We start from the raw sequence: 21,831 nt of genomic DNA, 5'->3' as shown, positions 1-21,831 counted from the left end.
CGGGCGTCTCGAAGGATGGCTACAGGCGAAATCGCTGCCATATGCGATTGCCCTGCACAAGAAGGGGAGAAGGAAGAAAGGCCGTCGCTACTTCAGTTTACCCGTGGACAGATCCATGATCATGCGTGTGGCCAGATACAACCGCGGCACGATGCTGTTGATCTGCACATATTCGGCGTCGTTGGAGTGCGCACCGAAGCCCGACAGGCCCATGCCCTCCACCACGGCTCCACTGGTCTTCAGCGCGGCAAACGCTGCGTCTGTGCCGCCCCCGGTCGCCTTCTCGTCGACCTTGAGGGACATTCCGAGCTCCTGATAGATCGTCTTGCCGTAGGCCGCCACGCGGCGTGAGGCCTCGTTGGCCTCTAACGGCGGGCGACGCACCTCGAACTTCAGCTCGACCTTGGAGTCCGGCAGCAGGCGATTCTTGATCTTGTCCTGGAGGGCCTTCTCCAACTCGTCGAAATCGGACACCTTAAGCGCGCGCGCATCGGCCTGGGCGGTGGCGTCGGCAGGGATCACATTGCGGTTGGTGCCGGATTTGGAGACCGTCCAGTTCAGCTTCAGGCCCTGCTCGGGCTTGGACAGGTCCTTCATCTGCAGCACCTGGTGCGAGAGCTCGTACAGCGCATTCACGCCGCCCTCGGGCCTTGCGCCGGCATGTGATGACTTGCCCTGCACGGTGAGATAGGCCGAGCCGATACCGCTGGTGGCCAGGCGCAGCGTGCCGTCGGTTCCGCCGCCTTCGAACGAGAACACCGCGTCCTGGTCCGAGGCGAACCGGGTGATGGTGCTGCGCCAGCCGGGGGAGGAGATCTCCTCGTCGCCGTTCGCGAGCACCGTGAGCGTGCCGTAGTCCCTGAAGGCCAGCTTCTGCAGCAAGGCCACGGTATGGAGAATGAGCGCGACGCCCTGCTTGTCATCGGCAATGCCGAGGCCGTAGGCCTTGTCGCCGTCGATGCGGAACGGTTGATCCTTCAGCATGCCCTTCAGGTACACCGTGTCCATGTGGGCGATCAGCATGATCTTCTTGCTGCCTGTGCCCTTGAATGTGGCGTGCACGGCCGGTCCGATCTTCTCGGGCGTGTCGTCGAGGCGATAGATGTCGGTGGGTTGCAGGATCTCCACCGTGCCGCCGAGCTGTTTGAGCTGGCCTGCGACGCGCTCGGCGATCTGGTTCAGGCCTTCGATGTCCTTGCTGCCGGATTCGATGGCGACGAGATCGCGCAGCGTGTCGAGCAGCGGCTGCTGCTCCTTTTGCGCCAGCATGTGGACATCGGCGATCGGCTCAGCCTGCACCGACGTTGCGGCATATGTCAGCCAGAGTGAGGCGATCAACGGGCCAACGAGCGATGCGGCAGGGTGCGATCGGGGCATGAGCGGCCATCCATGGGATTGAGGATGGCCCGGTATGCCTCCGTTTCCGGTGCTTGTCACGCGCGCCGTCGCGCGTCGTGCGCCGCTTGAGCGGAGCACGACGGCGCGTGTTGTCCCCGCTACTTTTGCGGCGGCCCGAGATCCAGCGGCGGCAACTCGATCTGCGGCACCTCGATCTTGATCGTGCTGGGGTCGATGGTCGACTGGACGCCCTTGTAGTGCATGACCATCGACGGGAACGCGATCACCAGAGCGACCATGATGATCTGGATGACGACGAATGGCACCGCGCCCCAATAGATCTGGCCGGTGGTGACAGGGTCCATCCGCTTGCCGGTGACGCGGTCGGTGTAGCGCTCCTTCGGGGCGACCGAGCGGAGATAGAACAGCGCGAAGCCGAACGGGGGATGCATGAACGAGGTCTGCATGTTGACGCCGAGAATGACGCCGAACCAGATCAGGTCGATGCCGAGATGCTCGGCGGCAGGTCCGAGCAGAGGGATCACGATGAAGGCCAGTTCGAAGAAGTCGAGGAAGAAGGCCAGCACGAACACGAACGCGTTGACGAAGATCAGGAAACCGACCTGGCCGCCGGGCAGCGAGGTGAGCAGGTGCTCGACCCAGACGTGCCCGTTGACGCCGTAGAAGGTCAGCGAGAAGACGCGGGCGCCGACCAGGATGAACACGACGAAGGCCGACAGCTTGGCGGTCGATTCCGTGGCTTGCCGGACCAGGTCCCAGCTCAGCCGCCGCTTCGCCGCGCCGAGGATGAGGGCGCCGGCGGCACCCATCGCGCCGCCTTCGGTCGGAGTCGCAATACCGATGAAGATCGTGCCGAGCACCAGGAAGATCAGGAACAGCGGCGGCACCATCACGAAGGTGGTCTGCTGGGCCATCTTCGAGAGGAAACGGAAGCCGGTCAGCTTGTCGATGACCCAGTTCACGACGGCGACGACGAAGGCAAAGATGATGCCGTTGAACATGCTGAGCACGACGTAGTCGGCGCCGTGCACGTTCGAATTGCGCATCATGAACCAGCCGAACACGCAGCTCGCCAGGAACAGCACGCCGAGCGAGGCGAGGCCGCGATTGCCACTCTCCTCGCGGAAGCCGATGGCTTCCTTCGGCAGGCCGGGCGCGGCGTTCGGGAAGATCATGCTGACGAGAAAGGCGTAGACGGCATAGAGGCCGGCGAGCACGAGGCCCGGGATGAAGGCGCCCTCGTACATGTCGCCGACGGACTTGCCGAGCTGGTCGGCCATCACGATCAGGACGAGCGAGGGCGGAATGATCTGCGCGAGCGTGCCCGAGGCGGCGATGATGCCCGTCGCCATGCGCCGGTCGTAGCCGTAGCGCAGCATGATGGGCAGCGAAATCAGTCCCATCGAGATCACGGAAGCGGCGACCACGCCGGTCGTTGCGGCGAGCAGCGCGCCGACGAACACCACCGCGTAGGCGAGGCCGCCGCGGATGGTTCCGAACAATTGGCCGATGGTGTCGAGCAGGTCCTCGGCCATGCCTGACCGTTCCAGCACAAGCCCCATGAAGGTGAAGAAGGGAATGGCGAGCAGCGTGTCGTTGTTCATCACGCCGTAGACGCGCTCCGGAAGGGCCTGGAGGAAGTCCGGGTGGAATTGGCCGAGCTCGACGCCGATGATGGCGTAGAACAGGCCGACGGCGCCGAGCGAGAATGCCGCGGGATAGCCCAGCAGCAGCATGACGACCAGCGACGCGAACATGATGGGCGCCATATTGGCGATGATGAATGCGGTCATGACTTCCCCTACACCGTCGCCAACGGCTATTTCTTCTCGATCGCTCCGACGAGATGCTCGACTTCCGCCTCGAGCGCCGACACCTGGGATTCATGCGGGTCCGGGATCAACCCGCGCATGACCGCGATGCGCTTGATCAGCTCAGAGATGCCTTGAACGAGCAGGAAAGCGAATCCGATCATGATCAGGGATTTGGCGGGCCATTGCGGCAGACCGCCGGCATTGCCAGACTGCTCGTTGATCTCGAACGAGCGCTGGAAGAACGGCACGCCCGTGATGATCATGACGATGCAGAGCGGAATGAGGAAGAACAGGTGACCGATCACGTCGATCAGGTTGCGGACCGGCTTCGGCAGCGCGTTGTTCACGATGTCGATGCGGATGTGCTCGTTGTCGAGCAGCGTCCACGGCGAGCACAGCAGGAACACGATGCTGAACAGCACCCATTGCAGCTCGAGCCATGAATTGGATGACGTGTCGAACGTCTTGCGGACGATCGCATTGACCGCGGAGATGATGACGGCGGCCACGATCAGCCACGCCAGGCGTTTGCCCGTCCAGCGTGTGAACGCGTCGATTCTTCGGCTCAGCTTCAGGAGCGCTTGCAACGACGGATCCTCCCGATCGTGCCCGGCCGGCTTGACTGCGCCGAATTGGCGCGTGGCTGGTCTCGCCGCGCAGGCGTGAGGACAGCACACCAGACCAGCGACGGTCGCGCCAGTCAATTGGAAGATTGTTGGTAGTTCAGGGGAACAAGGCCGCGGCCGATGGTGTCAGCCGCCGGTGACGCTCATGTGCCTGGAGACGCTGGGACGGTCGTGCCGGCGGTCGATGATGAAATCGTGGCCCTTGGGCTTCAGCCCGATGGCGCGGTCGATCGCATCCGCAAGCAGCATGTCGTCATCGGATGCACGCAGAGGTTTGCGCAAATCGGAGGCATCCTCGTGGCCGAGGCAGGTGTGCAGCGTTCCCGTACAGGTAATGCGAACCCGGTTGCAGGATTCACAGAAATTATGCGTCATCGGCGTGATGAAGCCGAGCTTGCCGCCGGTCTCGGTGACGCTGACATAGCGGGCCGGACCTCCGGTGCTCTCCGCCAAATCCGTCAGCGTGAATTGCTGGGCGAGGCGCGCGCGCACCAGCGAGAGAGGCAGATACTGGTCGATGCGGCCCGAGCCGATCTCGCCCATCGGCATGACCTCGATCAGCGTCAGGCCCATGCCCTTGCCGTGGGCCCAGCGCATCAGGTCGGGAAGCTCGTCCTCGTTGAGGTTCTTCAGTGCCACCGCGTTGATCTTCACGGCAAGTCCTGCGGCGCGCGCGGCCTCGATGCCTTCCAGCACCTTGTCGATCTCGCCCCAGCGGGTGATCTCGCGAAATTTCTTGGGATCGAGCGTATCGAGCGAGACGTTGATGCGGCGCACGCCACAATCGGCGAGCTCGCTTGCGTGTTTCGCAAGCTGGGTGCCGTTGGTGGTCAGCGTCAGCTCGTTCAGGGCGCCGCTCGACAGATGCCGCGACAGCGAACGGACCAGCGTCATCACGTTGCGCCTGACCAGCGGCTCGCCGCCGGTGAGCCGCAGCTTCTTGACGCCCTTGGCGATGAAAGCCGAGCAGAGCCGGTCGAGCTCCTCCAGCGTCAACAGGTTCGCCTTGGGCAGGAACGTCATGTCTTCCGACATGCAGTAGAAGCAGCGGAGGTCGCAGCGGTCGGTGACCGAAACGCGCAAATAGCTGATGGTCCGCCCGAACGGATCGGTCATCGGGGTGGACAGCGCGGCGGATCCGTTCATGCGAGAGGCCTTGTCACTGACGGCGACGGGCGCACCTTGGCTTCAGCGGTGCTCGGCACCCAATCTAAGCATCGGACGCGACGAGGACAATCGGGTGGTATACGTAGATCAGCGCCTGCCGGCGTTCGGATCGGGGAACGGTGAGCCCGCGGCCGTTGCGGCCTCAGTCGGGGCCGCAGCAGGCGCCGCGGCGGCCGGTTTGGGCTTCCTGGGCCGGTGCGGCTTGCGGATCGGTTTCGGCGGGGTGGCCGGCTGGAGTTCCGCAACCACCGGATTCGGGTCGGTGGCCACCGAGGCCGGGGTGGTGAAATCCCCGGGATTCTTGATCACGTTCACCGGGACACTCGCCGGCTGGTACTTGGGCAGCGCGAAAGCGACCGTAAACGGGGCCTCGGGTGCGGGAACCGAGACGGAGCAGGGTGTCTTGCAGCCCGGCCCGAGCGAGGTGGTGGCGTCGGCACCTGGCGGGATGGATTCGATTCGGACCTGGACGGTCGGCGGGGCCGATTTGAACATGTCCCAGGACATCGAGGAGCAGCCCCCAAGACTTGCCGCTCCCAATAGACTCGCTCCGGCTAACGCAACCGCGATGACACGACGCATGACCCATCCACTTCAACTGCGACGAACCGCCACATAACCCCGCGCGGACTTTAGGAGCGTCGTCTGGGGCAGGGCAACCGGCGGGCTGCGCATAAATAATGAATGGTTAAGGGGCTATTTCGCGGAATAACGACGCCATATCAATAGCTTGATAGAGCTGCCGTCATCAGGCTGCTGGCGGCGGCTGGCAGGTCACGCATGTGATGGATCAGCCGGTCCGGCTTCAGGTCGGCGATCGGCACGTCGGTGTAGCCAAAACTGACCCCGATCACCGGCACTCCGGCCCGGCGGGCCACCCCGACATCGGTTCCGGCATCGCCGACCATGATGCTGGCTTTGACCGCTCCACCGGCGCGCGCCACCGTTTCACGAAAGATGGTCGGGTCGGGCTTCTGGACGCCAAAGGTGTCCGCGCCGCAGATCGCCGCGAAGCGGCGACTGAGGTCGAGCTGGTCCAGCAACCGCTTCGACAGCCATTCCAGCTTGTTGGTGCAGACGGCGAGGCGATGGCCCTGCGCGGAAAAATGGTCAAGCGCGGCCTCGAGCCCCTCGAAGGGGCGGGATTCGACCGCGATATGATCGGCGTAATAGGCGATGAAATCCGCGGTCATCCGGTCCATGTCGGCGGGGGTGACCGTGCGGCCCTCGGCCTCCAGCCCCCGCTCGATCAGCTTGCGGGCGCCGGCGCCGATCATGTTGCGGGCCGAGGCCATCGGCACGGGCGGCAGCCCTTCGCGGTCGAGCACGTGATTCAGCGCGGTGATCAGGTCGGGCGCCGTATCCACAAGCGTGCCGTCGAGATCGAAGACGATGGTGTGAGGGGAGGTCATGGTCCAAGCGCTACCGGCCCGGCAAGGTCAGTGCAAGGGGCGGCGCCATAAGATCAGCTTATAGCCTGGTTCCCCAGACACTGTTCTCCGGCGGAAAACGAGGCTACATAGGCCGCCGAAAGCGGCCGGGATCGGCGGCACGTTCGAGACTTCAGAGGCGGGCGCAAACGTGAATATGGACCAGTTGAAGCGACAGGCCGCGGCGCGCGCGCTCGAGGAGGTGCGGGACGGCATGCAGCTCGGGCTCGGCACCGGCTCGACCGCCAAGCATTTCGTCGAGCTGCTCGGCGAGCGCGTCGCCGCCGGGCTCAAGGTGATCGGCGTGCCGACCTCCGAGGCGACTCGCCTCGATGCGACGCGGTGCGGCGTGCCGCTGACCACGCTCGACGAGATCGACCATCTCGACATCACCATCGACGGCGCCGACGAAATCGATCCCGCGCTCAACCTGATCAAGGGCGGCGGCGGCGCGCTGCTGCGCGAGAAGATCGTGGCAGCGGCGTCGGATCGCATGATCGTGATTGCAGATGACACCAAATGGGTGCCGACGCTCGGCAAATTTCCGCTGCCGATCGAGGTCATCCCGTTCGGCCTTGGCGCAACACGCCGTGCGATCGAGAAGGCATTTGCCGAGTGCGGCGTTTCCGGGCAAATGGCGGTCCGCAAGGCCAAGGGCGGGGACAAGGATGGCCACGTTTTCGTCACCGACGGCGGCCACTGGATCGTCGATGCCCAGCTCGGACAGATCGGGGATCCTGCCGGCCTCGCCAGCGCGTTGAGCGCGATCCCCGGCGTGGTCGAACATGGGTTGTTCATCGGCTTGGCCAGCTCGGCTGTTCTGGCGGGCGGCGAGGGAATTCGCGTGATTGAACGGCGTAAGCCGAAAGGAGACTAGGAATGAAGAGCGTTTTGAAGTTTTTGCCGGCTGCGACCCTCGCTGTGGGACTGGCCCTCTCGGTCGTCCCGGCCGCCGCGCAGCAGGCGGCGCCGAAGGCTGGCGCCGCACCCGCCCAGCCGAAGGCCACGCCGGCGGCGGTCGCGGCGGCCAGGGAAATTCTGCAGATCAAGAATGCCACCGCGATGTATCAAGGCGCGGTGCCGGGCCTGGTCGAGAAGACCAAGATCGCGCTGATCCAGCAGAATCTCAACTACCAGAAGGATCTCAACGAGGTTGCCGGCGTCGTCGCCCAGCAGCTCAACGGCCGCCAGAACGAGATTGGCGACGGCATGGCGCAGATCTATGCCAGCGAGTTCACCGAGCAGGAGCTGAAGGATCTCGTCACCTTCTACAAGTCGCCGCTGGGCAAGAAGCTGATCGACGCCGAGCCGCGCGCCATCGGCCTGTCCATGGCCTTCATGAACTCCTGGGCCCAGAACTTCTCCGAGACCGTGATGGGAGCCTTCCGCGCCGAGATGCGCAAGCGTGGCAAGGAGATCTGACAGACACTATCTGATCAGGACTTCCTGACAGGGGTCGGAGTGGACAATGGCTGAATTCGACGTCGACCTCTTCGTCATCGGTGGCGGCTCGGGCGGCGTGCGTGCCGCCCGCATCGCGGCCGGTTACGGCGCCCGCGTGACGATCGCGGAGGAGTACCGCATGGGCGGGACCTGCGTGATCCGCGGCTGCGTGCCGAAGAAGCTGTTCGTGATCGGCTCGCATTTTCGCCAAGAGCTCGAGGACGCCGCAGGTTTCGGCTGGACCGTTCCGCCCGCCAGCTTCGACTGGCCGACGCTGATCGCCAACAAGGACAAGGAGATCGCGCGGCTGGAGGCGGCCTACACCGCCAATGTCGAGAAGTCGGGCGCGCAGATCGTCAAGAGCCGGGCGGTGATCGAGGACAAGCACACCGTCCGCCTGCTCGAAAACGACCGCAGGATCACCGCAAGATACATCCTGATCGCCACCGGCGGCGCGCCCAACCACGGCGCGTCGATTCCCGGCATCGAGCACGTGATCTCCTCCAACGAGGCGTTCCACCTGAAGAAGCTGCCGAAGCGGATCGTGATCCAGGGCGGCGGCTACATCGCGCTGGAATTCGCCGGCATCTTCGCCGGATTCGGCTCCGACGTCACCGTGATCTATCGCGGCGACAACATCCTTCGCGGGTTTGACGAGGATGTTCGCACCCACGTTCGTGCCGAGATGGAGAAGCAGGGCATCACCATTCTCACCGGCTGCACGGTGAGCAAGGTCGATCGCCACGGCGAGGAGTTCACCACGCATTTGTCGAACGGATCGAGCATCGCCTCGGAGCAGGTGATGTTCGCGATCGGCCGCCATCCGGCGGTGGCCAATCTCGGCCTCGAGAATGCCGGCGTCGCCATCAACCCGAACAATGGCGGTATCGCGGTCGATCATTTCTCCAGAAGCTCGGTCGACAGCATCTACGCGATCGGCGACGTCACCCATCGCTTCAACCTGACGCCGGTCGCGATCCGCGAGGGCCACGCCTTCGCCGACACCGTGTTCGGCAAGCGCGAGGTGAAGGTCGACCACGCCAACATCCCGACCGCGGTGTTCTCACAGCCGGAAGTCGGCACTGTCGGCCTCACCGAGACCGAGGCGCGCGCGCAGTTCAGTCACGTCGACATCTACAAGACCTCGTTCCGCCCGATCAAGGCGACGATGTCCGGCCGCGACACCCGCGTGCTGATGAAGCTCGTGGTCGACGGCTCGACCGATCGCGTGCTCGGCTGCCACATCGTCGGCGATGCCGCCGCCGAGATCACGCAAGCCGTCGCGATCGCGGTGAAGATGAAGGCGACCAAGGCCGATTTCGACGCGACGATCGCGCTGCATCCGACCGCGGCCGAAGAGCTCGTCACCATGCGCACCCCGACCGCGCGCCACGTGCGCCAGGCCGCGGAGTAGGCCTCACTTGCGAAGTCACTTCACTCGGTTTCGGTGATCTTTCCCTTGCCTTCGCAGGCCTCGCATTTGACCGGGTAGACTTTGCGGCCCGGCGAAGCCGCCTTGATGGACAGAGGAAAGCCCGTTCCGCTGCACGCCGGGCAGGTCCGCTCTTTGATTTTCGGGGCCATGGTCGTTCCTTTCCGACAGCTTCATACATTCTCAGATCAATGCAGCGTTTCGGCCGCGCCTTCGTCGATTGCGGCCATCAAATCGGCCGTATCCGACTGTTGGATCATATGACCCGCTCTCGCGACGCGTCGCATCTTGCTGTGCCTGATTTCCTCATGGAGGCGACCGGACTGTTCGTCGATGTCGATGAAGCGCCCCTGCGGCGGGTTCTCGCGTTGAGCCTTGTCGGCGAGCTTTCGATTGACGACCGCAGCCGTGGCCATCAAGGCGACAGGCGCGGCAATCGCGGACGCGACCGGATTTTCTGCAAGAACGCGAAGGCTCGTGGCCGCCAAAGATGGCGAACGTTTCTTCAGTATGCGCATCTGAAAACTTTCGATGAAGATATTGGAAGGGAAGAAAGGGAGCGTACGCCCATGGCCTGATCTTGGGGACGCATGCATCCATGGGCAGACGCAACAGGAGAGGCCGCGATATGTTCCTAAGTCCCACGGATTGGTACGGCAGGAAGACTGTCACTCAAACGGAAGCCCCGCCGGAGCATCGTTCATCGGCACGTGAAGTGTGGTCGGGGTATGGCCACGGGCCGGATGCCGGGAACGTATTTTCGGCGCCGCGCTCTGGTGAATGGCGATTGAGACCCCACATTGAATGTATCGCTAGCACGACACACGACAGGCGCTAGTGGCCGAGAGACGTTACAGCGCTCCCGCCGAAACAGGAGGCGCGCATTGAACGTTTTGCAATATCCCCTGCATCTTTGTCGCAAGTTCGAACGCCGCTGGAGCGCGAAAGTGGTTCAGGACGACGGCGAAATGACCGCGTCGCAAGCGACGGTCGGCTGCGCCGTGTGCGGGCGGCTCGCTGCGGCCCCGGTGCACTCGACCTACTTGCCCATAGGCAAGTTCGTCTATCAATGGCGGTGTACTGTGTGCCGAAACTCCTGGCAGACTTCTGCCGATCCCGCGAGCGGCACGGAGATCCAGGTCAGTCGGTCCGGGCATCTTCGGGAGAATGCCGGACGCTGTCTGACCCTGGAAGGCACCGCTCCCAGCGACGCGGCGCGCAAGCGGTACAGGCGAATGGGTGATGCTTGGCTCGCTCTCGCGGAAACTGAGGATTGGCTCGACGGCGCGGTCCCGCCGGTCCTGCGCCCTAAAAAGGCGCAGGCTTGATCGACCTCGACTCTCCCAAGGCAGCGCAAGGACATTTGTCATGACAGAGAATCGCAGCCGCATCCATCAGGCGGGTTCACTTGCCGAGCGTCTGGCGGCCGATGCACTGAGATTGCGCGAACAGGCCGCGCGCCTTGAACCCGGTGCAGAGCGCGACGCGCTTTTGAACAAAGCGCACCGCAACAAGATGGCTGTCGATATCAATGCCTGTCTGACCTTTCCGGGGCGCCGGGTCCCGGAATAGCCAACGGGACCTTCTACGCTCGGTCGTACAAATATCCGACCGGCTTGCCTTCGGTCCGCAGGGGACGCATGTCCTTCTGTGTGATGATCTGGCCGGCGAGACCGTCGATCTCGTCGCGCTGCGTCGGCGTCCAGCCGCGAAGGTCGTCGATACCCCTGAGAAGGCCGAGCCGGAGCACCTGCGTGTTCTCGCCGACCGCAATGAGGCTGATCGAGCTCTTGCCTGCGGTCACGACGTCGCCGGCCGCGAGCTCGAAGGTCTCGCCCGCCTTGTTCCTGAATTCGGCCGTGCCGCGAATGACGCGGTGGATCACCACCTCGCCCTTGGCGAACGAGGCGGCATCCGCGGATGCCAATGTACTCTTCGGCAGAAGCGACCCGCCGCGCGGGTCGGTTGCGATGATGTGGCCGGTGACGAGCTGGCCGCTCGGCGCCTCGATGCCGATATCGCGCACGTAAACCGGCAGCGCTGACTTGATCGAGCCGTCGCAAAGCGGCTTGAACAGCGCATCCAGCGCCAGCGGATCCTGAAGCCAGAAGCCGGCATTGGCCGGGCGATCGTGCAGCGGATGGCTCCAGGCCACGCGCGGCGTTTCGGCTTCGTTGATCTGATCGGGACCGACGATGGTGGGATTCGGAAAGGTGGTGGGATCGGTGATGAAGGCTTCGAGGAATTTGCCCGAATAGCCCATCGAGACCGGATCCGGTACCACCGTCTGCGGCGTCTTCAAATTCTCTTCGGTCGTCAGGCCCGACCAGGTGTAGAACAACTGGCGATGCACGATCGCGCTTTGCAGCATCGCCGCGCCGGGGCCGACATTGTAGAAGCGCCCGTCATAGTCGAAGGTGAAAGCGCCCGAGGTGACCAGCACGAGCTGAAAGCCGCCGGGCGGCAGATGCAAATGGAAGTCGGTGGGACCGGTGTCGGGACGGTAGATCGGCAGATTGGTCGCGACTTCGTGCAGCAGGAACGTCTCGTTGTTGGCGTGAAAGCCTTCATTGGCGCGATTGTAGAGCGCTTGCGGACGATACGTCGCCTCGAACTTCGCATTCCGGTCGCGATCGATTGCGACGAAGTCCTGGGTGTTGAGGCGGAGCGGCGCGCCATTCGGATGGGTGAGGCCGGTCGTCTTGAGATCGCCTGCAGCATGCACGTTCATGACGTTCTCCGCTCTGCGCCGTTGCTTCGCTTGCACCGTCATTGCGAATTTTGGGCCAGTTGGTTTGCGAAGGAGCAAGCCGGCCTGGCGCCGCGATGCCGGCGTGCCCGTTCGGGAAAAATCCGGTGGTTGCACGGAGGGTTAGATCGACGGCTTGTTCTGATGGGTCGGACGCGTACCAGGGACGCGCGCTTTCGGCGTAGCGAGGGGGCTGTCTAATTTGTCGGCAGGCGAGTGCGCGTGCAGCGGCGGCGGTGCCGGATCGGTCCGATGGCGCCTTCGGGATTCAGCGAAAACGTCGCGACCGGGCAGGGCGGTGATTGACAGAATGTTCATGTTTTGTTCTTATGCTGCGACCGAGATGGAGGCCGCCATGGACAACCGCATCAACGAAATCCGCAGAACCATCAGAGCGCTCCGCGTGAGCATGCGCGAAGCGGAAGCGATCATGCATGAGCAGATCAACCGCGACGAGGATTGCAGCTTCGTGGCGCAGGAAGTCATCAAGATGCGCTCGGTCATGAGCCTGCTCGTGAAGGAGCGGATCGCGCTCGGCGATGACGAGCCGATCCTCGTGAACAATTTCTTCATCCCGCGGCGCCGGCCGACGCGAAAGCCGGTCGCGGCTCTTTCCCCGACCGTGGATTCCGTGTTCCGTCCGCGCGTGGTGGCGCGGGTTTGACGCAGAGGCCAGCTCAATCAAAGGCGTGAGGCGCGGCCCGATCCGGCTTGCCGGCCGGGCTGTCAGCCCACTTTGCCATCTCCATGGTCCGTGCGTCGACGCCCTCGCACCAGAAGCAGCTTGGCCGCGCGCGGCCGTTCTCGGACAGGATCGGGACCAGGCTGTGGCCGCAACCGGCGCACCAGGCGATGTCAGTCATGCATTCCCCCACGGCGTAGCAAATTCAGAAATGACGTTCTCGTCCGCGAAGCTTGCGCGGGCGCTATGACGGGGCTGGAGCGCTGCGCCCGATGGGCGCGCTCGTCCCTGAAGTCGTCGATGTCGCGATCCATCGTGACACGGCTGCGATGTCGTCGCCGCTTTCGCGATAGGCGCGAAGCTGGAATTCGGCCGAGCTGCCGCGGTCGACAATGGTGCGGCAATGCTCGATCTCGGCGGTGCAGCCCAGGGCGTCGGCGTCCCCGGCGGTGTCGTCGATGATTCGGGAGAGCATCTCGGAGATCGTGACCGGTCCGTCTCTGGAGCCGAAGATGCAATCGGTGCCGTAGCGCTGGGCGCGCCATTTGTTCTCCACCGCAATTGCGCGTTCGACCGCGGTGACCCCTTTGGACAGATCCGGTCGCAGATAGAGGTGGCGCGTCAGGCAGCGATAGAGCGAGGCGATGGCGACGGCGTCGTCGACGAAGGTGCAGGTGTCGGGCGCCCGAAGCTCGAGGGTCGGATGCCGCATTGACGGGCGCATCGCCCACCAGATGTGGCTCTCGTCGGGAATCACGCCGGAGCGCTGCAACGCGCCGACATAATCGTCGTAATCCTGCCTGCTCTCGAACAGTTCGGGCAGGCCGGTGCGCGGCAGCTCGGAATAGGCGGCAAGCCGGTAGCCCTTCAGTCCGGTCTTGTGCGAATTCCAGAACGGGGAGGACGCGGACAGCGCGATGAACAGCGGCAGATGCGGCAGCATCGCCCGCATCACCGCCATGCGCCTCTCGGGATCGGGCAACTGGACGTGCACATGCATGCCGCACATCATGTTGCGATGGCCGATGCTGCGCAGATCCTCGATCATCTCCTCATAGCGCGGTTTCGGGCTCGGCTGCGACATGCGCCAGACCGCGGTCGGGTGCGTGCCGCAGGCCATGATCACGAAACCATATTGCGCGGCGACGTTCGCGACTTCGCGCCGCAGGAAGCGAAGCTCTTCGCGGGCGTCGTTGACGTCGACGTGGACGTTGGTGGCGACCTCGAGCTGGGATTGCAGCATCTCCCGCATGGCCTGGCCGCCGGTCGACCAGTTCGCCGACTCGAAGAGCTCGTTGGGCGTTTCGATCGCAACGTCGAACGTGCGCCGATCGGCCAGGAAGTATTCCTCCTCGATTCCGAAGGAATATTCAGCCGCCTTGCCGCCGCCGCCAGCGGAGCGAATCACGAGATTCTGCTTGTCGCCCGAGGAATCCAGGCGAAGCAGTTTCAAAACGTCTGAAGCAAATGTCATATCCCACCCGGCAAAGATCACCTGCGGGCACTAATCCTTCTGGTAGGGGCGGGTTCCCTGTCAGCGCTACTGCAAATTGTCGCGTCGAACGGAACAATCTTCACGTTTTCGGACGCGTGCGCGATCAGCGCGTGATTTGGCGGCACTTCGGTCCAGTCCGATTCCTTGTCGAAGGGTTCGGACACGACGATGACCTGGCCGCCGTCCTCGCGGTAATAGAGCGTATTTGCGGCGTCGTTGACCGCAACTCGAAACGCATAGAGATCCCGGCCGTTGGCGATCGCACTGGTGAAGCGCAGCCGTTCGCGCAGCTGGCCTTCATTGACGAGGTCGACGAGGGCTTGCAGCACGCGCCGCGTCGCTCCAAGCGGATCGCTGTCGAGGCCGGCGCCCATCATCGCCAGGAACACGGCTTCCGAGTCGGTCGTGCCCAGCCGCGACGGATAATAGGCATCGGGGATCAGCGCCTCGACCTTGCGCCGCAGCCGATTCCAGCTCCCGACGAATCCGTTGTGCATGAACATCCAGTGGCCGCAGGCAAAGGGATGGCAATTCTGTCGCGTCACCGCCGTGCCGGTGGCGGCGCGCACATGGGCGAAGAACAAATGCGAGCGCAGATGCCGGCAGAGGTAGCGCAGGTTTTCGTCCGACCAGGCAGGGCGGGTCTCGCGATAAAGGCCGGGCTCCGGATGCTCGCCGTACCAGCCGAGACCAAAGCCGTCGCCATTCGAGCCCGCCGTGGATTGCAGCGAGCGGATGCTTTGCGCGACCAGCGAATGTTCGGGCTCGGTGACATAGGGCTCAAACGAGGTGGTCTCGCCTCGGTATGCGATCCAGCGGCACATGGGGTTCCTTTGAGGCGGCGGATGGGTCGTGAGCTGCACTAACCGACGTGCCGGCCTCGTGGTTCCCGGCGCGAAGCAGCGATCACCAGAGCCGACGTCAGTGTTACGATGCGGCAAGTCGAAATTGGAGACCGCGATGAACGATCAAGCCGTATTGGCCGCGCTTCAGCGGCCATTGGGACGCGTCGGACGCCAATGATTTCGAGGTCGAGCACGATATCTATCGCGAGGACGCAGTGCTCGACTATCCGCAGTCGGGCGAGCGCATCCGCGGTCGCAGGAACATTCAGGAGAGCAGGTTCGTGCAGCCGAACCAGAAGCGCTTCACGGTTCGGCGGATCGTTGGCGGCGGCGATCTCTGGGTCAGTGAATTCGTGCTGAGCTATGACGGGGTGCCGTCTCATGTCGTGAGCATCATGGAATTCCACGACGGACTGGTGACGCGCGAGACGCAATATTTCGGCGACCGCTTCGATCCCGCGCCATCCCGTGCGCATCTGGTCGAGCCGGTGGGGTGAGACGCGTTGATGCAGGTGCGCGACGAAATGGTGGCCTCTTGCCTCGGACGCAGCGCAGCGCCGACTTAGCGGTGCGCAGCGCGTCCGGAACACGATGCCCGACCATGGAACCGATGCGGCGGCTGGTCGCAGTCATCTCGCCTTGATTCCGACGGACCCACCTTTATCTCTGACACGAACAAGAATCCGGGCCCCTCTGGCGAGGACGCCGACGAAGTCGGCAAACCTCGTGATGTCGGATGACCTGTCCCGCGCGAATGCGATGGATCGGCCGATCGTCGGGCCTCTGTACGTTCTCTCCGACCATTCGTCCCCATCGCAGCTCCGTGCGGTCATTTCGCAAGTTAAGGGAGCAACGATGTCTGACGCCAAATCCTCAAATCCCATCGAGATCGAGATCACGGAACCGTCCCGCCTGAACGAGCAGGCCGCGGCCGCGTTGGTAATCGTGGGCGCGCTGGTCGCGGTTGCCGACCGGCGCGTTTCGGCGGTCGAGCGCGACGAGGTGATCCGCTTCATCAGGGATCGCAAGCTGGCGCCGCACATCTCGGAAGAACGGCTCTATGCGATGTTCGACGAACTGGCCGAACGGCTCGAGGAGCCGGATTTTGCCAATGTCGTGATCGACACGCTGCGGCCGGTTTCGAACCTGCCGCTCTCGTCCCATCTGATGGAGCTGTCGGAGTGCGTGGCTGAGCGGATGAGGACGTCCATCCCCATGAAGTGCAGGCGATCAAATTGTTGCGCTTGCTGACACTGGTGCTGCCGCGCGCGAAGCCGGTCGTGCCGAGTGCCGCGAGCGCCGAGCGGCAGGCTGCCTTGAAGGAGTAAGCATGAGCACAGTTTCGGACGAGCGCACGGCGAAAACCGAGGGCGCCGGTCAGATGGCCGGCGGAGACCCGCGTCTCGACAAGCTCGTCCACCGTTTGCCGCCGCGCATGGGCGACACCTTCGCCTATCTGCTCAAGCCGTCCAGCCGCTGGGTGCGAATCCCCTCGGGCACACTGCTGGTCGTCGGCGGTATGCTCTCCATCCTGCCGGTGCTCGGCATCTGGATGCTGCCGCTCGGCCTCGCGCTGCTCGCCGAGGACGTGCCTGCGCTGCGCTCGTCGCGTTCGAAGGTCTTCGACTGGATCGAGCGCCGCAAGCCGCATTGGCTCGATCCGTCTGCCCCAAAAAATGATCAAACATGACTGAATTCATCACACCCGAAGCGCTCACGGCCCTCCTTCAAGTCGTCCTGATCGACCTCGTTCTCGCCGGCGACAATGCCGTCGTCATCGGCCTCGCCGCAGCGGGACTGCCGGCCGAGCAGCGCCGCCGCGCCATCATCGTCGGTATCGCCGCCGCCACGGCATTGCGCATCGTCTTCGCCGGCGTCGCGACCCAGTTGCTGCAGGTCATCGGTCTGTTGCTTGCCGGCGGCGTGCTGCTGCTCTGGGTTTGCTGGAAGATGTGGCGCGAGCTGCGCGAGCAGGCGCATGCGCGGCAGCTGGCGTTCGGCCATGGCGGCGGCGCGGATGGTGCGGCCGTGCAGCGAAAGACCTTCGGTCAGGCCGCGGTGCAGATCGTCGCCGCCGACGTCTCGATGTCGCTGGACAACGTGCTCGCGGTCGCGGGCGCCGCGCGCGAGCATCCCTACATTCTCGTCTTCGGGCTGTTGCTGTCGGTCGCGATGATGGGCGTCGCCGCCGATCTGCTTGGCCGGGTGCTCCAGAAGCATCGCTGGGTCGCCTATATCGGCCTCGCCATCATCATTTACGTCGCCTTCGAGATGATCTATCGGGGCTCGCTCGAGCTCGCGCCGGTCATAGCGAGTCTCTGAGGCGACAACTCTTTCCGCAATCCGGAGTAATTCATGACGTCCGAACCCCAAGCACCTTCGGCGCAGGCCGAGCCGCCGCGCCTAGGCCTGTTTGCGCAGCTCATCTTTGGCTCGCGTTGGCTGCAGGTGCCGCTCTATGTCGGCTTGATTGTTGCGCAGGCCGTCTATGTGCTGCTGTTCCTGAAGGAGCTCTGGCATCTGGTCGCGCACTCGTTCGACGCCAGCGAGCAGCAGATCATGCTGGTCGTGCTCGGGCTGATCGACGTCGTCATGATCTCGAACCTTCTGATCATGGTGATCGTCGGTGGCTACGAGACCTTCGTTTCCCGCCTGAATCTGACCGGTCATCCCGACGAGCCGGAATGGCTGAGCCATGTCAATGCCAGCGTGCTCAAGATCAAGCTCGCGATGGCGATCATCGGCATCTCCTCGATCTCGCTGCTCAGGACCTTCATCGAGGCCGGCAATCTCGGCACCACGCGCAGCAATTTCACCGAGACCGGCGTGATGTGGCAGGTGCTGATCCATCTGACCTTCATCGTCTCGGCGATCGGCATCGCCTGGGTCGACCGCCTCAGCGAGAGCGGCCATCGCAAGGAGGCCGGCCACGGCTGATGAACCTGGCCGTCCGAAACCTCCCGAGCGGCCAATCCTGAGCCCGCCTGATCGTCCGATCGGCGGGCTCTTTTTTTGAGATCGATAAAATTGTCTGCAATCCGCTCAGCCGTGGCAAACCCTGCCGACAAGAACCGCGCGGTCTTAAACCAGGGCTTTGGAACCGGCGTGCATCCTTCCCGCAAAAGGGTGGGGCATCAGCATGTCAGTTCTCAAGGAGGTCGTCGCTGCGCTCGCGGGAGTTTACGCGCTCCTGTTCGCCTGCGACGCATTGTTCGGGGTCGGCGAGGTGCGCTTCGACGACGCCTATTACCGCGCCAGCTTCTACGCGCCGCGGCCGAAGGAATTCCGCTTCGCAGACGGCACCACGCCGGCGGCGCGCGTCAGCGACGCGTTCGCCCAGTTCTCGGCGGGCGAGGCCAAGCCGAACAGGCGCTACTCGTCGCTGACGACGATCATCCGGTAGGGCCGCTGCTCATTGATCGGCTATCCGCCTGACGTCCGGTTTTCCGCCGGCATCGGCCGAGGAGCGGATGGCTTCCGAGGTCGCTGATGGGCCCAGTTGCGGACGTCGGCCCGAGCGCCGCAGGAGGTCCGCTATGGGGCCAAATCCGGACATAGCTTGGCTTGGCCTCCAATCCGATTAATTCAGGGCGAATAGACCAAGCGCAGCGCGAACATCGCGCAAAGTGGTATCTGTTATCTCACGCGCTCGCGCGGTGCCGTGCTTGACGACTTGCAGCACATATCCAGGATCACGAGCCAGTGCGCAGCGACGGTCTCGGATTGGCGCGAGAAGTGCCTGCAGTACGTCCTCCAGACGTTTCTTGACAATGCTGTCACCCAAACCGCCGCGGATATAGCGTGCCTTCAAATCCTCAACCGTGATGTGATCTTCGTCGAACGCATCCAAGTACGTAAAGACCACGTTGCCTTCGACGTAACCGGGATCAGACGCCTTTAGATGGTTTGGATCAGTAAACATACGCCGTACGGCCTCATGTATCTCATCAGCCGTTGCTGATAGCTGAACAGTATTTCCCTGCGATTTGCTCATCTTGGCTTTGCCGTCGATGCCAGGAAGACGTCCGACGCGAGGAATAAGCGCGTGGGCTTCTGGCAACACGTCAACACCAGCTTGGCGATTGATGCGGCGAACAACCTCATTCGTTTGCTCAACCAATGGCGCTTGATCTTGTCCAACCGGGACAATCGTCGCTTTGAAACCGGTGATGTCTGCGGCCTGGGCGACGGGATAGCAGAGAAAGCCTGCAGGAATATCTCTGTCGAAACCTCGCGCCTGAATTTCGTCCTTGATGGTTGGGTTGCGCTCAAGCCGCGCCACCGTGACAAAGTTCATGTACAGCAGGGTCAAATCGGCCAACGCCGGAAGGTGCGATTGAAGACAGATCGTGCTCTGGTTCGGGTCGATGCCGACAGCGAGGTAGTCTGTCGCGATCTCAAGGACATTGTCACGCACCCGACTGGGGTTGTGCGCGTTGTCGGTGAGTGCCTGGGTATCCGCCAGCAGCAGGTACTGCCGGTGCGTTGTCTGCAGGGCGACGCGGTTCTTCAACGAACCGACGTAGTGCCCTAGGTGCAACGGTCCGGTTGTTCTGTCGCCGGTCAAGATAACAGGGAGGGTAGCTGACGAATCTTGCATCGCGGTTCTCCAAATTGGGAGCCGCCGGTCAATCGGACTTTTTGATGAAAGCAACCTCGCAAGCCGATGAACGGCGGCGACGGTTGGGTAATGACAAAGCCGTGCCGCTCCTAAGTGGAACGCCACCACAAGTTCGCGAAAGTGATCACGACGACAGTCATGTGTACGATATTGACGAAACTTCCAAGGAAAGCAAGTCGTCTTGATGTCTCAAATGGCTCACAAGCAGTAGATCACGCTCAAGGCGGTGACTTCCGTTTCACGGTGGCGAGCCGACATTTATGAGTACACGCCCTGATACATGCCTACGCCGGCGGCCCGCGACCTCCTGCTTGGCCGCTTGCGCGTCGGCGAAGGCGGCTGTGCGGGAGTCGCACGCCTTTCAGCGTCTGCATGGAAACCCGAGCCGCGGCCGAGCACGATAGCTACAACACCTTGTGTTGCCCGACGGGCAAAACATGCCAGAGGTGGGGCAACCCTTATCGCCGAAAATATTCCACTTTACCGAAATTCGGAAACGGCGTATGTGTCGCTCAACCCGGCCCAACGAAGAGGGGCGTATCGCGATCGTCACGAACGCGGGCCGGGTGGCGGTGGACGTGGGTCACATCGGCGCAAAAGGATTTCGCAGGGCGGGCAACCGTGAGCGAAACACCTGGCGCACACGACCGGTGTGATCGGCGTACGGCAAAATCGTGTCGTCCTGGCGCCCGGGGTCTGTGCGCCAAGTCTTGCGGTGATGTGGCGGCCCGACCGGGCACGCGCATCAGTCATCTACAAGGCGACGGGGGCAATAGTGCAACGCTCCCCGGGGAGAGCACGACATAAGCCGTAAACCCACTGCGCAGGGAAGGCCGGATGTACGGCTTCACCTGTATGCCGCTGTGCAGCTTCTTGTAGCGCAACCTTCGCACAGTGGACCGTGGGTGCCCGGCCGGCACCCGGTCTTCCCTGCGCCCTCTCTTCCGAAGAGGGTGAAGCGATGAAGCAAAACTCGGGCGAGATGCGCCGCGAGGCAGCGTCCCTTCGACGATGCGCTGCAGAGCCGGGGCCCATGCATCAACGAGTGCCGTGGCCTGCTGGGTCCCGGCTCTGCGCAGCAGCGTAAGAACGCTGCAGCGCGTCCGGGACACGAGAGAGACGCAGATCGCCACACGCGCCCTCATTGCAAGAAGCCCTTGCACAAGCAATCGAGACTGTCTCCGCGAAGGCATTCCGGAAGCTCGGGCGAAATGCGCCGCGAGGATGCGAAGGCGTGTCTCAGTCCCCCTGAATCCATTCGGCGACGCCGCGCCACAGCGTGTCGCGGTGCTCGGGGCGGAAGAAGCCGAAATGGCCTATTCCTTTGGCGCCGACCTCGGACGGCTTGACGTTGAGCACCTCCGGCTTGATCGCGGTGAACCCGCTCGCGAGCAGCTCGACCGCCGGCCGCGTCGCCCAGGGATCATCTGAGAAGCACAGCGCCCGCAGCTCGCCCTTGAACTTCGCAAAATTCTCCAGCGCCGGCAGCTTGGAATCGAAGAGATAACGGGGGCTCGAGACCCACTCGGCCCATTGCAGGAAGACGCCCTTGGGCAAATCCTCGCCGACGCCGGCCCAGCCGGGGGCATAGCCGAGCGTATGGGCGAGCGGTACGCCAATGAGGTTCATGAAGGCGAAGACGCGGTATTTCTCCGGCGAGGTCATCAGCCGCCAGGTCGCGGCCTGCGAGGCCACGAAGGCGGCGCGTGAGATTTCGCTGTTGTTGGCGATCAGCCCCAGCGCCTGACCGCCAAAGGAATGGCCGACATAGGCCAGCGGCAGGGTGTTGTACCGCTCCCGCATCCAGCTGACCGCGGCGGTGACGTCGAGCGCGGCCCAATCCGACATCGAGGTCTTGAAGCCGACTAGCGATTTCGGCTGGTTGTAGCCGACCATCGCCGGCAGCCGGGAATCGCCGATGCCGCGATAGTCGTAGGTCAGGACCGCGCAGCCGCGATGGGCGAGATAGCAGGCAAAGCCCCGGTAGATCTTGCGCGGAACGGCGGTTGCCGAGTTGATCAGCACGGCATGGCGCTTGGTGCCGCGCGGCAGGAACAGGGTGCCGGCCAGGGAATACCCGTCGGTCGCCGGGAAGTTGATCTCGTCGATGAAAACGTCGTCCAGTGCCGCGTCCATGGGCGCAAGGTATCCTGCCAGTTGCCTCGCCG

Annotated in this window: 24 protein-coding genes and 2 pseudogenes; 12 read left to right on the top strand and 14 right to left on the bottom strand. The window is 63.5% G+C overall.

The window, feature by feature from the left end:
• Nucleotides 1-87 precede the first annotated feature (87 nt).
• From XI03_RS38620 to XI03_RS38595, 6 genes are all read right to left on the bottom strand, one after another.
• Nucleotides 88-1,377 (bottom strand): M20/M25/M40 family metallo-hydrolase, encoded by a 1,290-nt coding sequence (locus tag XI03_RS38620; protein WP_271595051.1) that lies wholly within the window; start codon nt 1,375-1,377, stop codon nt 88-90.
• Nucleotides 1,378-1,496: 119 nt separating this feature from the next.
• A complete protein-coding gene (locus XI03_RS38615) occupies nt 1,497-3,152 on the bottom strand; it encodes a TRAP transporter large permease (RefSeq protein WP_271595050.1) in 1,656 nt (551 codons plus the stop codon).
• Nucleotides 3,153-3,178: 26 nt separating this feature from the next.
• On the bottom strand, nt 3,179-3,760 hold the full coding sequence (locus tag XI03_RS38610) for a TRAP transporter small permease subunit (protein WP_271595049.1): 582 nt from the start codon (nt 3,758-3,760) through the stop codon (nt 3,179-3,181).
• A 165-nt stretch (nt 3,761-3,925) separates the two neighbouring features.
• The gene (gene moaA, locus XI03_RS38605) at nt 3,926-4,945 is read right to left on the bottom strand and encodes a GTP 3',8-cyclase MoaA (protein ID WP_018319985.1); all 1,020 of its coding nucleotides are present in this window, start codon (nt 4,943-4,945) and stop codon (nt 3,926-3,928) included.
• A 108-nt stretch (nt 4,946-5,053) separates the two neighbouring features.
• The gene (locus XI03_RS38600) at nt 5,054-5,548 is read right to left on the bottom strand and encodes a hypothetical protein (protein ID WP_271595048.1); all 495 of its coding nucleotides are present in this window, start codon (nt 5,546-5,548) and stop codon (nt 5,054-5,056) included.
• Nucleotides 5,549-5,688: 140 nt separating this feature from the next.
• Nucleotides 5,689-6,378, bottom strand: a complete 690-nt coding sequence (locus XI03_RS38595) for an HAD family hydrolase (protein WP_038974181.1) — start codon at nt 6,376-6,378, stop codon at nt 5,689-5,691.
• Between the two features lie 169 nt (nt 6,379-6,547).
• On the opposite strand from XI03_RS38595, the gene rpiA reads away from it, so the two are divergent.
• Genes rpiA through gor form a run of 3 tightly spaced genes read left to right on the top strand, consistent with a single transcriptional unit; the run spans nt 6,548 to nt 9,253 of the window.
• Nucleotides 6,548-7,273, top strand: coding sequence for a ribose-5-phosphate isomerase RpiA (gene rpiA / locus XI03_RS38590; protein ID WP_038946268.1), 726 nt, complete (start codon nt 6,548-6,550; stop codon nt 7,271-7,273).
• A 2-nt stretch (nt 7,274-7,275) separates the two neighbouring features.
• Nucleotides 7,276-7,818: a DUF2059 domain-containing protein gene (locus XI03_RS38585; protein WP_271595047.1), complete on the top strand. Its 543-nt coding sequence runs from the start codon at nt 7,276-7,278 to the stop codon at nt 7,816-7,818.
• Nucleotides 7,819-7,864: 46 nt separating this feature from the next.
• A complete protein-coding gene (gene gor / locus XI03_RS38580) occupies nt 7,865-9,253 on the top strand; it encodes a glutathione-disulfide reductase (RefSeq protein ID WP_271595046.1) in 1,389 nt (462 codons plus the stop codon).
• A gap of 20 nt (nt 9,254-9,273) precedes the next feature.
• Here gor and XI03_RS38575 read toward each other — a convergent pair whose 3' ends face one another.
• Together XI03_RS38575 and XI03_RS38570 are read right to left on the bottom strand one after the other, a co-directional pair.
• A complete protein-coding gene (locus XI03_RS38575; RefSeq protein WP_154694136.1) occupies nt 9,274-9,423 on the bottom strand; it encodes a hypothetical protein in 150 nt (49 codons plus the stop codon).
• A gap of 36 nt (nt 9,424-9,459) precedes the next feature.
• Nucleotides 9,460-9,789, bottom strand: coding sequence for a hypothetical protein (locus XI03_RS38570; protein WP_271595045.1), 330 nt, complete (start codon nt 9,787-9,789; stop codon nt 9,460-9,462).
• 366 nt (nt 9,790-10,155) lie between these two features.
• Between XI03_RS38570 and XI03_RS38565 the strand changes: the two genes are divergently transcribed.
• Nucleotides 10,156-10,599, top strand: a complete 444-nt coding sequence (locus XI03_RS38565) for a hypothetical protein (protein ID WP_240536298.1) — start codon at nt 10,156-10,158, stop codon at nt 10,597-10,599.
• A 40-nt stretch (nt 10,600-10,639) separates the two neighbouring features.
• A complete protein-coding gene (locus XI03_RS38560) occupies nt 10,640-10,843 on the top strand; it encodes a hypothetical protein (protein WP_049824288.1) in 204 nt (67 codons plus the stop codon).
• 13 nt (nt 10,844-10,856) lie between these two features.
• On the opposite strand, the gene XI03_RS38555 is transcribed toward XI03_RS38560, so the two are convergent.
• Nucleotides 10,857-12,002 (bottom strand): hypothetical protein, encoded by a 1,146-nt coding sequence (locus XI03_RS38555; protein ID WP_271595044.1) that lies wholly within the window; start codon nt 12,000-12,002, stop codon nt 10,857-10,859.
• A gap of 373 nt (nt 12,003-12,375) precedes the next feature.
• Here XI03_RS38555 and XI03_RS38550 point away from each other — a divergent pair, with 373 nt between their 5' ends.
• Entirely contained in the window at nt 12,376-12,684 is a 309-nt protein-coding gene (locus XI03_RS38550) for a hypothetical protein (protein ID WP_240536297.1), read from the top strand.
• A gap of 13 nt (nt 12,685-12,697) precedes the next feature.
• On the opposite strand, the gene XI03_RS38545 is transcribed toward XI03_RS38550, so the two are convergent.
• The 3 genes from XI03_RS38545 to XI03_RS38535 form a co-directional block, all read right to left on the bottom strand.
• On the bottom strand, nt 12,698-12,883 hold the full coding sequence (locus XI03_RS38545; RefSeq protein ID WP_018319991.1) for a hypothetical protein: 186 nt from the start codon (nt 12,881-12,883) through the stop codon (nt 12,698-12,700).
• 63 nt (nt 12,884-12,946) lie between these two features.
• Complete coding sequence (locus XI03_RS38540) at nt 12,947-14,176, bottom strand: carboxylate-amine ligase (RefSeq protein WP_271595043.1); 1,230 nt, start codon at nt 14,174-14,176, stop codon at nt 12,947-12,949.
• A gap of 17 nt (nt 14,177-14,193) precedes the next feature.
• The gene (locus XI03_RS38535) at nt 14,194-15,021 is read right to left on the bottom strand and encodes a class II glutamine amidotransferase (RefSeq protein ID WP_271595042.1); all 828 of its coding nucleotides are present in this window, start codon (nt 15,019-15,021) and stop codon (nt 14,194-14,196) included.
• A gap of 136 nt (nt 15,022-15,157) precedes the next feature.
• Between XI03_RS38535 and XI03_RS38530 the strand changes: the two are divergent.
• The 6 genes and pseudogenes from XI03_RS38530 (at nt 15,158) to XI03_RS38505 (ending at nt 18,445) form a co-directional block, all read left to right on the top strand.
• A pseudogene (locus XI03_RS38530) lies at nt 15,158-15,539 on the top strand (nuclear transport factor 2 family protein).
• 358 nt (nt 15,540-15,897) lie between these two features.
• A pseudogene (locus XI03_RS38525) lies at nt 15,898-16,370 on the top strand (TerB family tellurite resistance protein).
• A 2-nt stretch (nt 16,371-16,372) separates the two neighbouring features.
• Nucleotides 16,373-16,732: a hypothetical protein gene (locus tag XI03_RS38520; RefSeq protein ID WP_028145289.1), complete on the top strand. Its 360-nt coding sequence runs from the start codon at nt 16,373-16,375 to the stop codon at nt 16,730-16,732.
• The gene (locus XI03_RS38515) at nt 16,729-17,364 is read left to right on the top strand and encodes a TerC family protein (RefSeq protein WP_028145288.1); all 636 of its coding nucleotides are present in this window, start codon (nt 16,729-16,731) and stop codon (nt 17,362-17,364) included. Before XI03_RS38520 ends, XI03_RS38515 begins: the two co-directional genes overlap by 4 nt.
• Nucleotides 17,365-17,397: 33 nt before the next feature.
• Nucleotides 17,398-17,979 (top strand): TIGR00645 family protein, encoded by a 582-nt coding sequence (locus XI03_RS38510; RefSeq protein ID WP_038946282.1) that lies wholly within the window; start codon nt 17,398-17,400, stop codon nt 17,977-17,979.
• A 202-nt stretch (nt 17,980-18,181) separates the two neighbouring features.
• On the top strand, nt 18,182-18,445 hold the full coding sequence (locus XI03_RS38505; protein ID WP_028145286.1) for a hypothetical protein: 264 nt from the start codon (nt 18,182-18,184) through the stop codon (nt 18,443-18,445).
• Between the two features lie 177 nt (nt 18,446-18,622).
• Here XI03_RS38505 and trpS read toward each other — a convergent pair whose 3' ends face one another.
• Nucleotides 18,623-19,642: a tryptophan--tRNA ligase gene (gene trpS / locus XI03_RS38500; RefSeq protein ID WP_271595040.1), complete on the bottom strand. Its 1,020-nt coding sequence runs from the start codon at nt 19,640-19,642 to the stop codon at nt 18,623-18,625.
• 1,260 nt (nt 19,643-20,902) lie between these two features.
• Complete coding sequence (locus tag XI03_RS38495; RefSeq protein ID WP_271595039.1) at nt 20,903-21,799, bottom strand: alpha/beta hydrolase family protein; 897 nt, start codon at nt 21,797-21,799, stop codon at nt 20,903-20,905.
• Nucleotides 21,800-21,831 lie beyond the last annotated feature (32 nt).

Origin of the sequence: Bradyrhizobium sp. CCBAU 65884 (assembly GCF_028128835.1) — a bacterium.
Taxonomy (GTDB): domain Bacteria; phylum Pseudomonadota; class Alphaproteobacteria; order Rhizobiales; family Xanthobacteraceae; genus Bradyrhizobium; species Bradyrhizobium ottawaense.
The sequence above is the reverse complement of the archived record's forward strand: the minus strand, read 5'-3'. Positions and strand labels throughout refer to the sequence as shown.

What these genes read in the sequence shown, in the direction of transcription:
- XI03_RS38620 (WP_271595051.1), bottom strand. Translation starts at nt 1,377, where the DNA reads ATGCCCCGATCGCACCCTGCCGCATCGCTCGTTGGCCCGTTGATCGCC.
- XI03_RS38615 (WP_271595050.1), bottom strand. Translation starts at nt 3,152, where the DNA reads ATGACCGCATTCATCATCGCCAATATGGCGCCCATCATGTTCGCGTCG.
- moaA (WP_018319985.1), bottom strand. Translation starts at nt 4,945, where the DNA reads ATGAACGGATCCGCCGCGCTGTCCACCCCGATGACCGATCCGTTCGGG.
- XI03_RS38600 (WP_271595048.1), bottom strand. Translation starts at nt 5,548, where the DNA reads ATGCGTCGTGTCATCGCGGTTGCGTTAGCCGGAGCGAGTCTATTGGGA.
- XI03_RS38595 (WP_038974181.1), bottom strand. Translation starts at nt 6,378, where the DNA reads ATGACCTCCCCTCACACCATCGTCTTCGATCTCGACGGCACGCTTGTG.
- XI03_RS38585 (WP_271595047.1), top strand. Translation starts at nt 7,276, where the DNA reads ATGAAGAGCGTTTTGAAGTTTTTGCCGGCTGCGACCCTCGCTGTGGGA.
- gor (WP_271595046.1), top strand. Translation starts at nt 7,865, where the DNA reads ATGGCTGAATTCGACGTCGACCTCTTCGTCATCGGTGGCGGCTCGGGC.
- XI03_RS38575 (WP_154694136.1), bottom strand. Translation starts at nt 9,423, where the DNA reads ATGGCCCCGAAAATCAAAGAGCGGACCTGCCCGGCGTGCAGCGGAACG.
- XI03_RS38570 (WP_271595045.1), bottom strand. Translation starts at nt 9,789, where the DNA reads ATGCGCATACTGAAGAAACGTTCGCCATCTTTGGCGGCCACGAGCCTT.
- XI03_RS38560 (WP_049824288.1), top strand. Translation starts at nt 10,640, where the DNA reads ATGACAGAGAATCGCAGCCGCATCCATCAGGCGGGTTCACTTGCCGAG.
- XI03_RS38555 (WP_271595044.1), bottom strand. Translation starts at nt 12,002, where the DNA reads ATGAACGTGCATGCTGCAGGCGATCTCAAGACGACCGGCCTCACCCAT.
- XI03_RS38550 (WP_240536297.1), top strand. Translation starts at nt 12,376, where the DNA reads ATGGACAACCGCATCAACGAAATCCGCAGAACCATCAGAGCGCTCCGC.
- XI03_RS38545 (WP_018319991.1), bottom strand. Translation starts at nt 12,883, where the DNA reads ATGACTGACATCGCCTGGTGCGCCGGTTGCGGCCACAGCCTGGTCCCG.
- XI03_RS38540 (WP_271595043.1), bottom strand. Translation starts at nt 14,176, where the DNA reads ATGACATTTGCTTCAGACGTTTTGAAACTGCTTCGCCTGGATTCCTCG.
- XI03_RS38535 (WP_271595042.1), bottom strand. Translation starts at nt 15,021, where the DNA reads ATGTGCCGCTGGATCGCATACCGAGGCGAGACCACCTCGTTTGAGCCC.
- XI03_RS38520 (WP_028145289.1), top strand. Translation starts at nt 16,373, where the DNA reads ATGAGCACAGTTTCGGACGAGCGCACGGCGAAAACCGAGGGCGCCGGT.
- XI03_RS38515 (WP_028145288.1), top strand. Translation starts at nt 16,729, where the DNA reads ATGACTGAATTCATCACACCCGAAGCGCTCACGGCCCTCCTTCAAGTC.
- XI03_RS38510 (WP_038946282.1), top strand. Translation starts at nt 17,398, where the DNA reads ATGACGTCCGAACCCCAAGCACCTTCGGCGCAGGCCGAGCCGCCGCGC.
- XI03_RS38505 (WP_028145286.1), top strand. Translation starts at nt 18,182, where the DNA reads ATGTCAGTTCTCAAGGAGGTCGTCGCTGCGCTCGCGGGAGTTTACGCG.
- trpS (WP_271595040.1), bottom strand. Translation starts at nt 19,642, where the DNA reads ATGCAAGATTCGTCAGCTACCCTCCCTGTTATCTTGACCGGCGACAGA.
- XI03_RS38495 (WP_271595039.1), bottom strand. Translation starts at nt 21,799, where the DNA reads ATGGACGCGGCACTGGACGACGTTTTCATCGACGAGATCAACTTCCCG.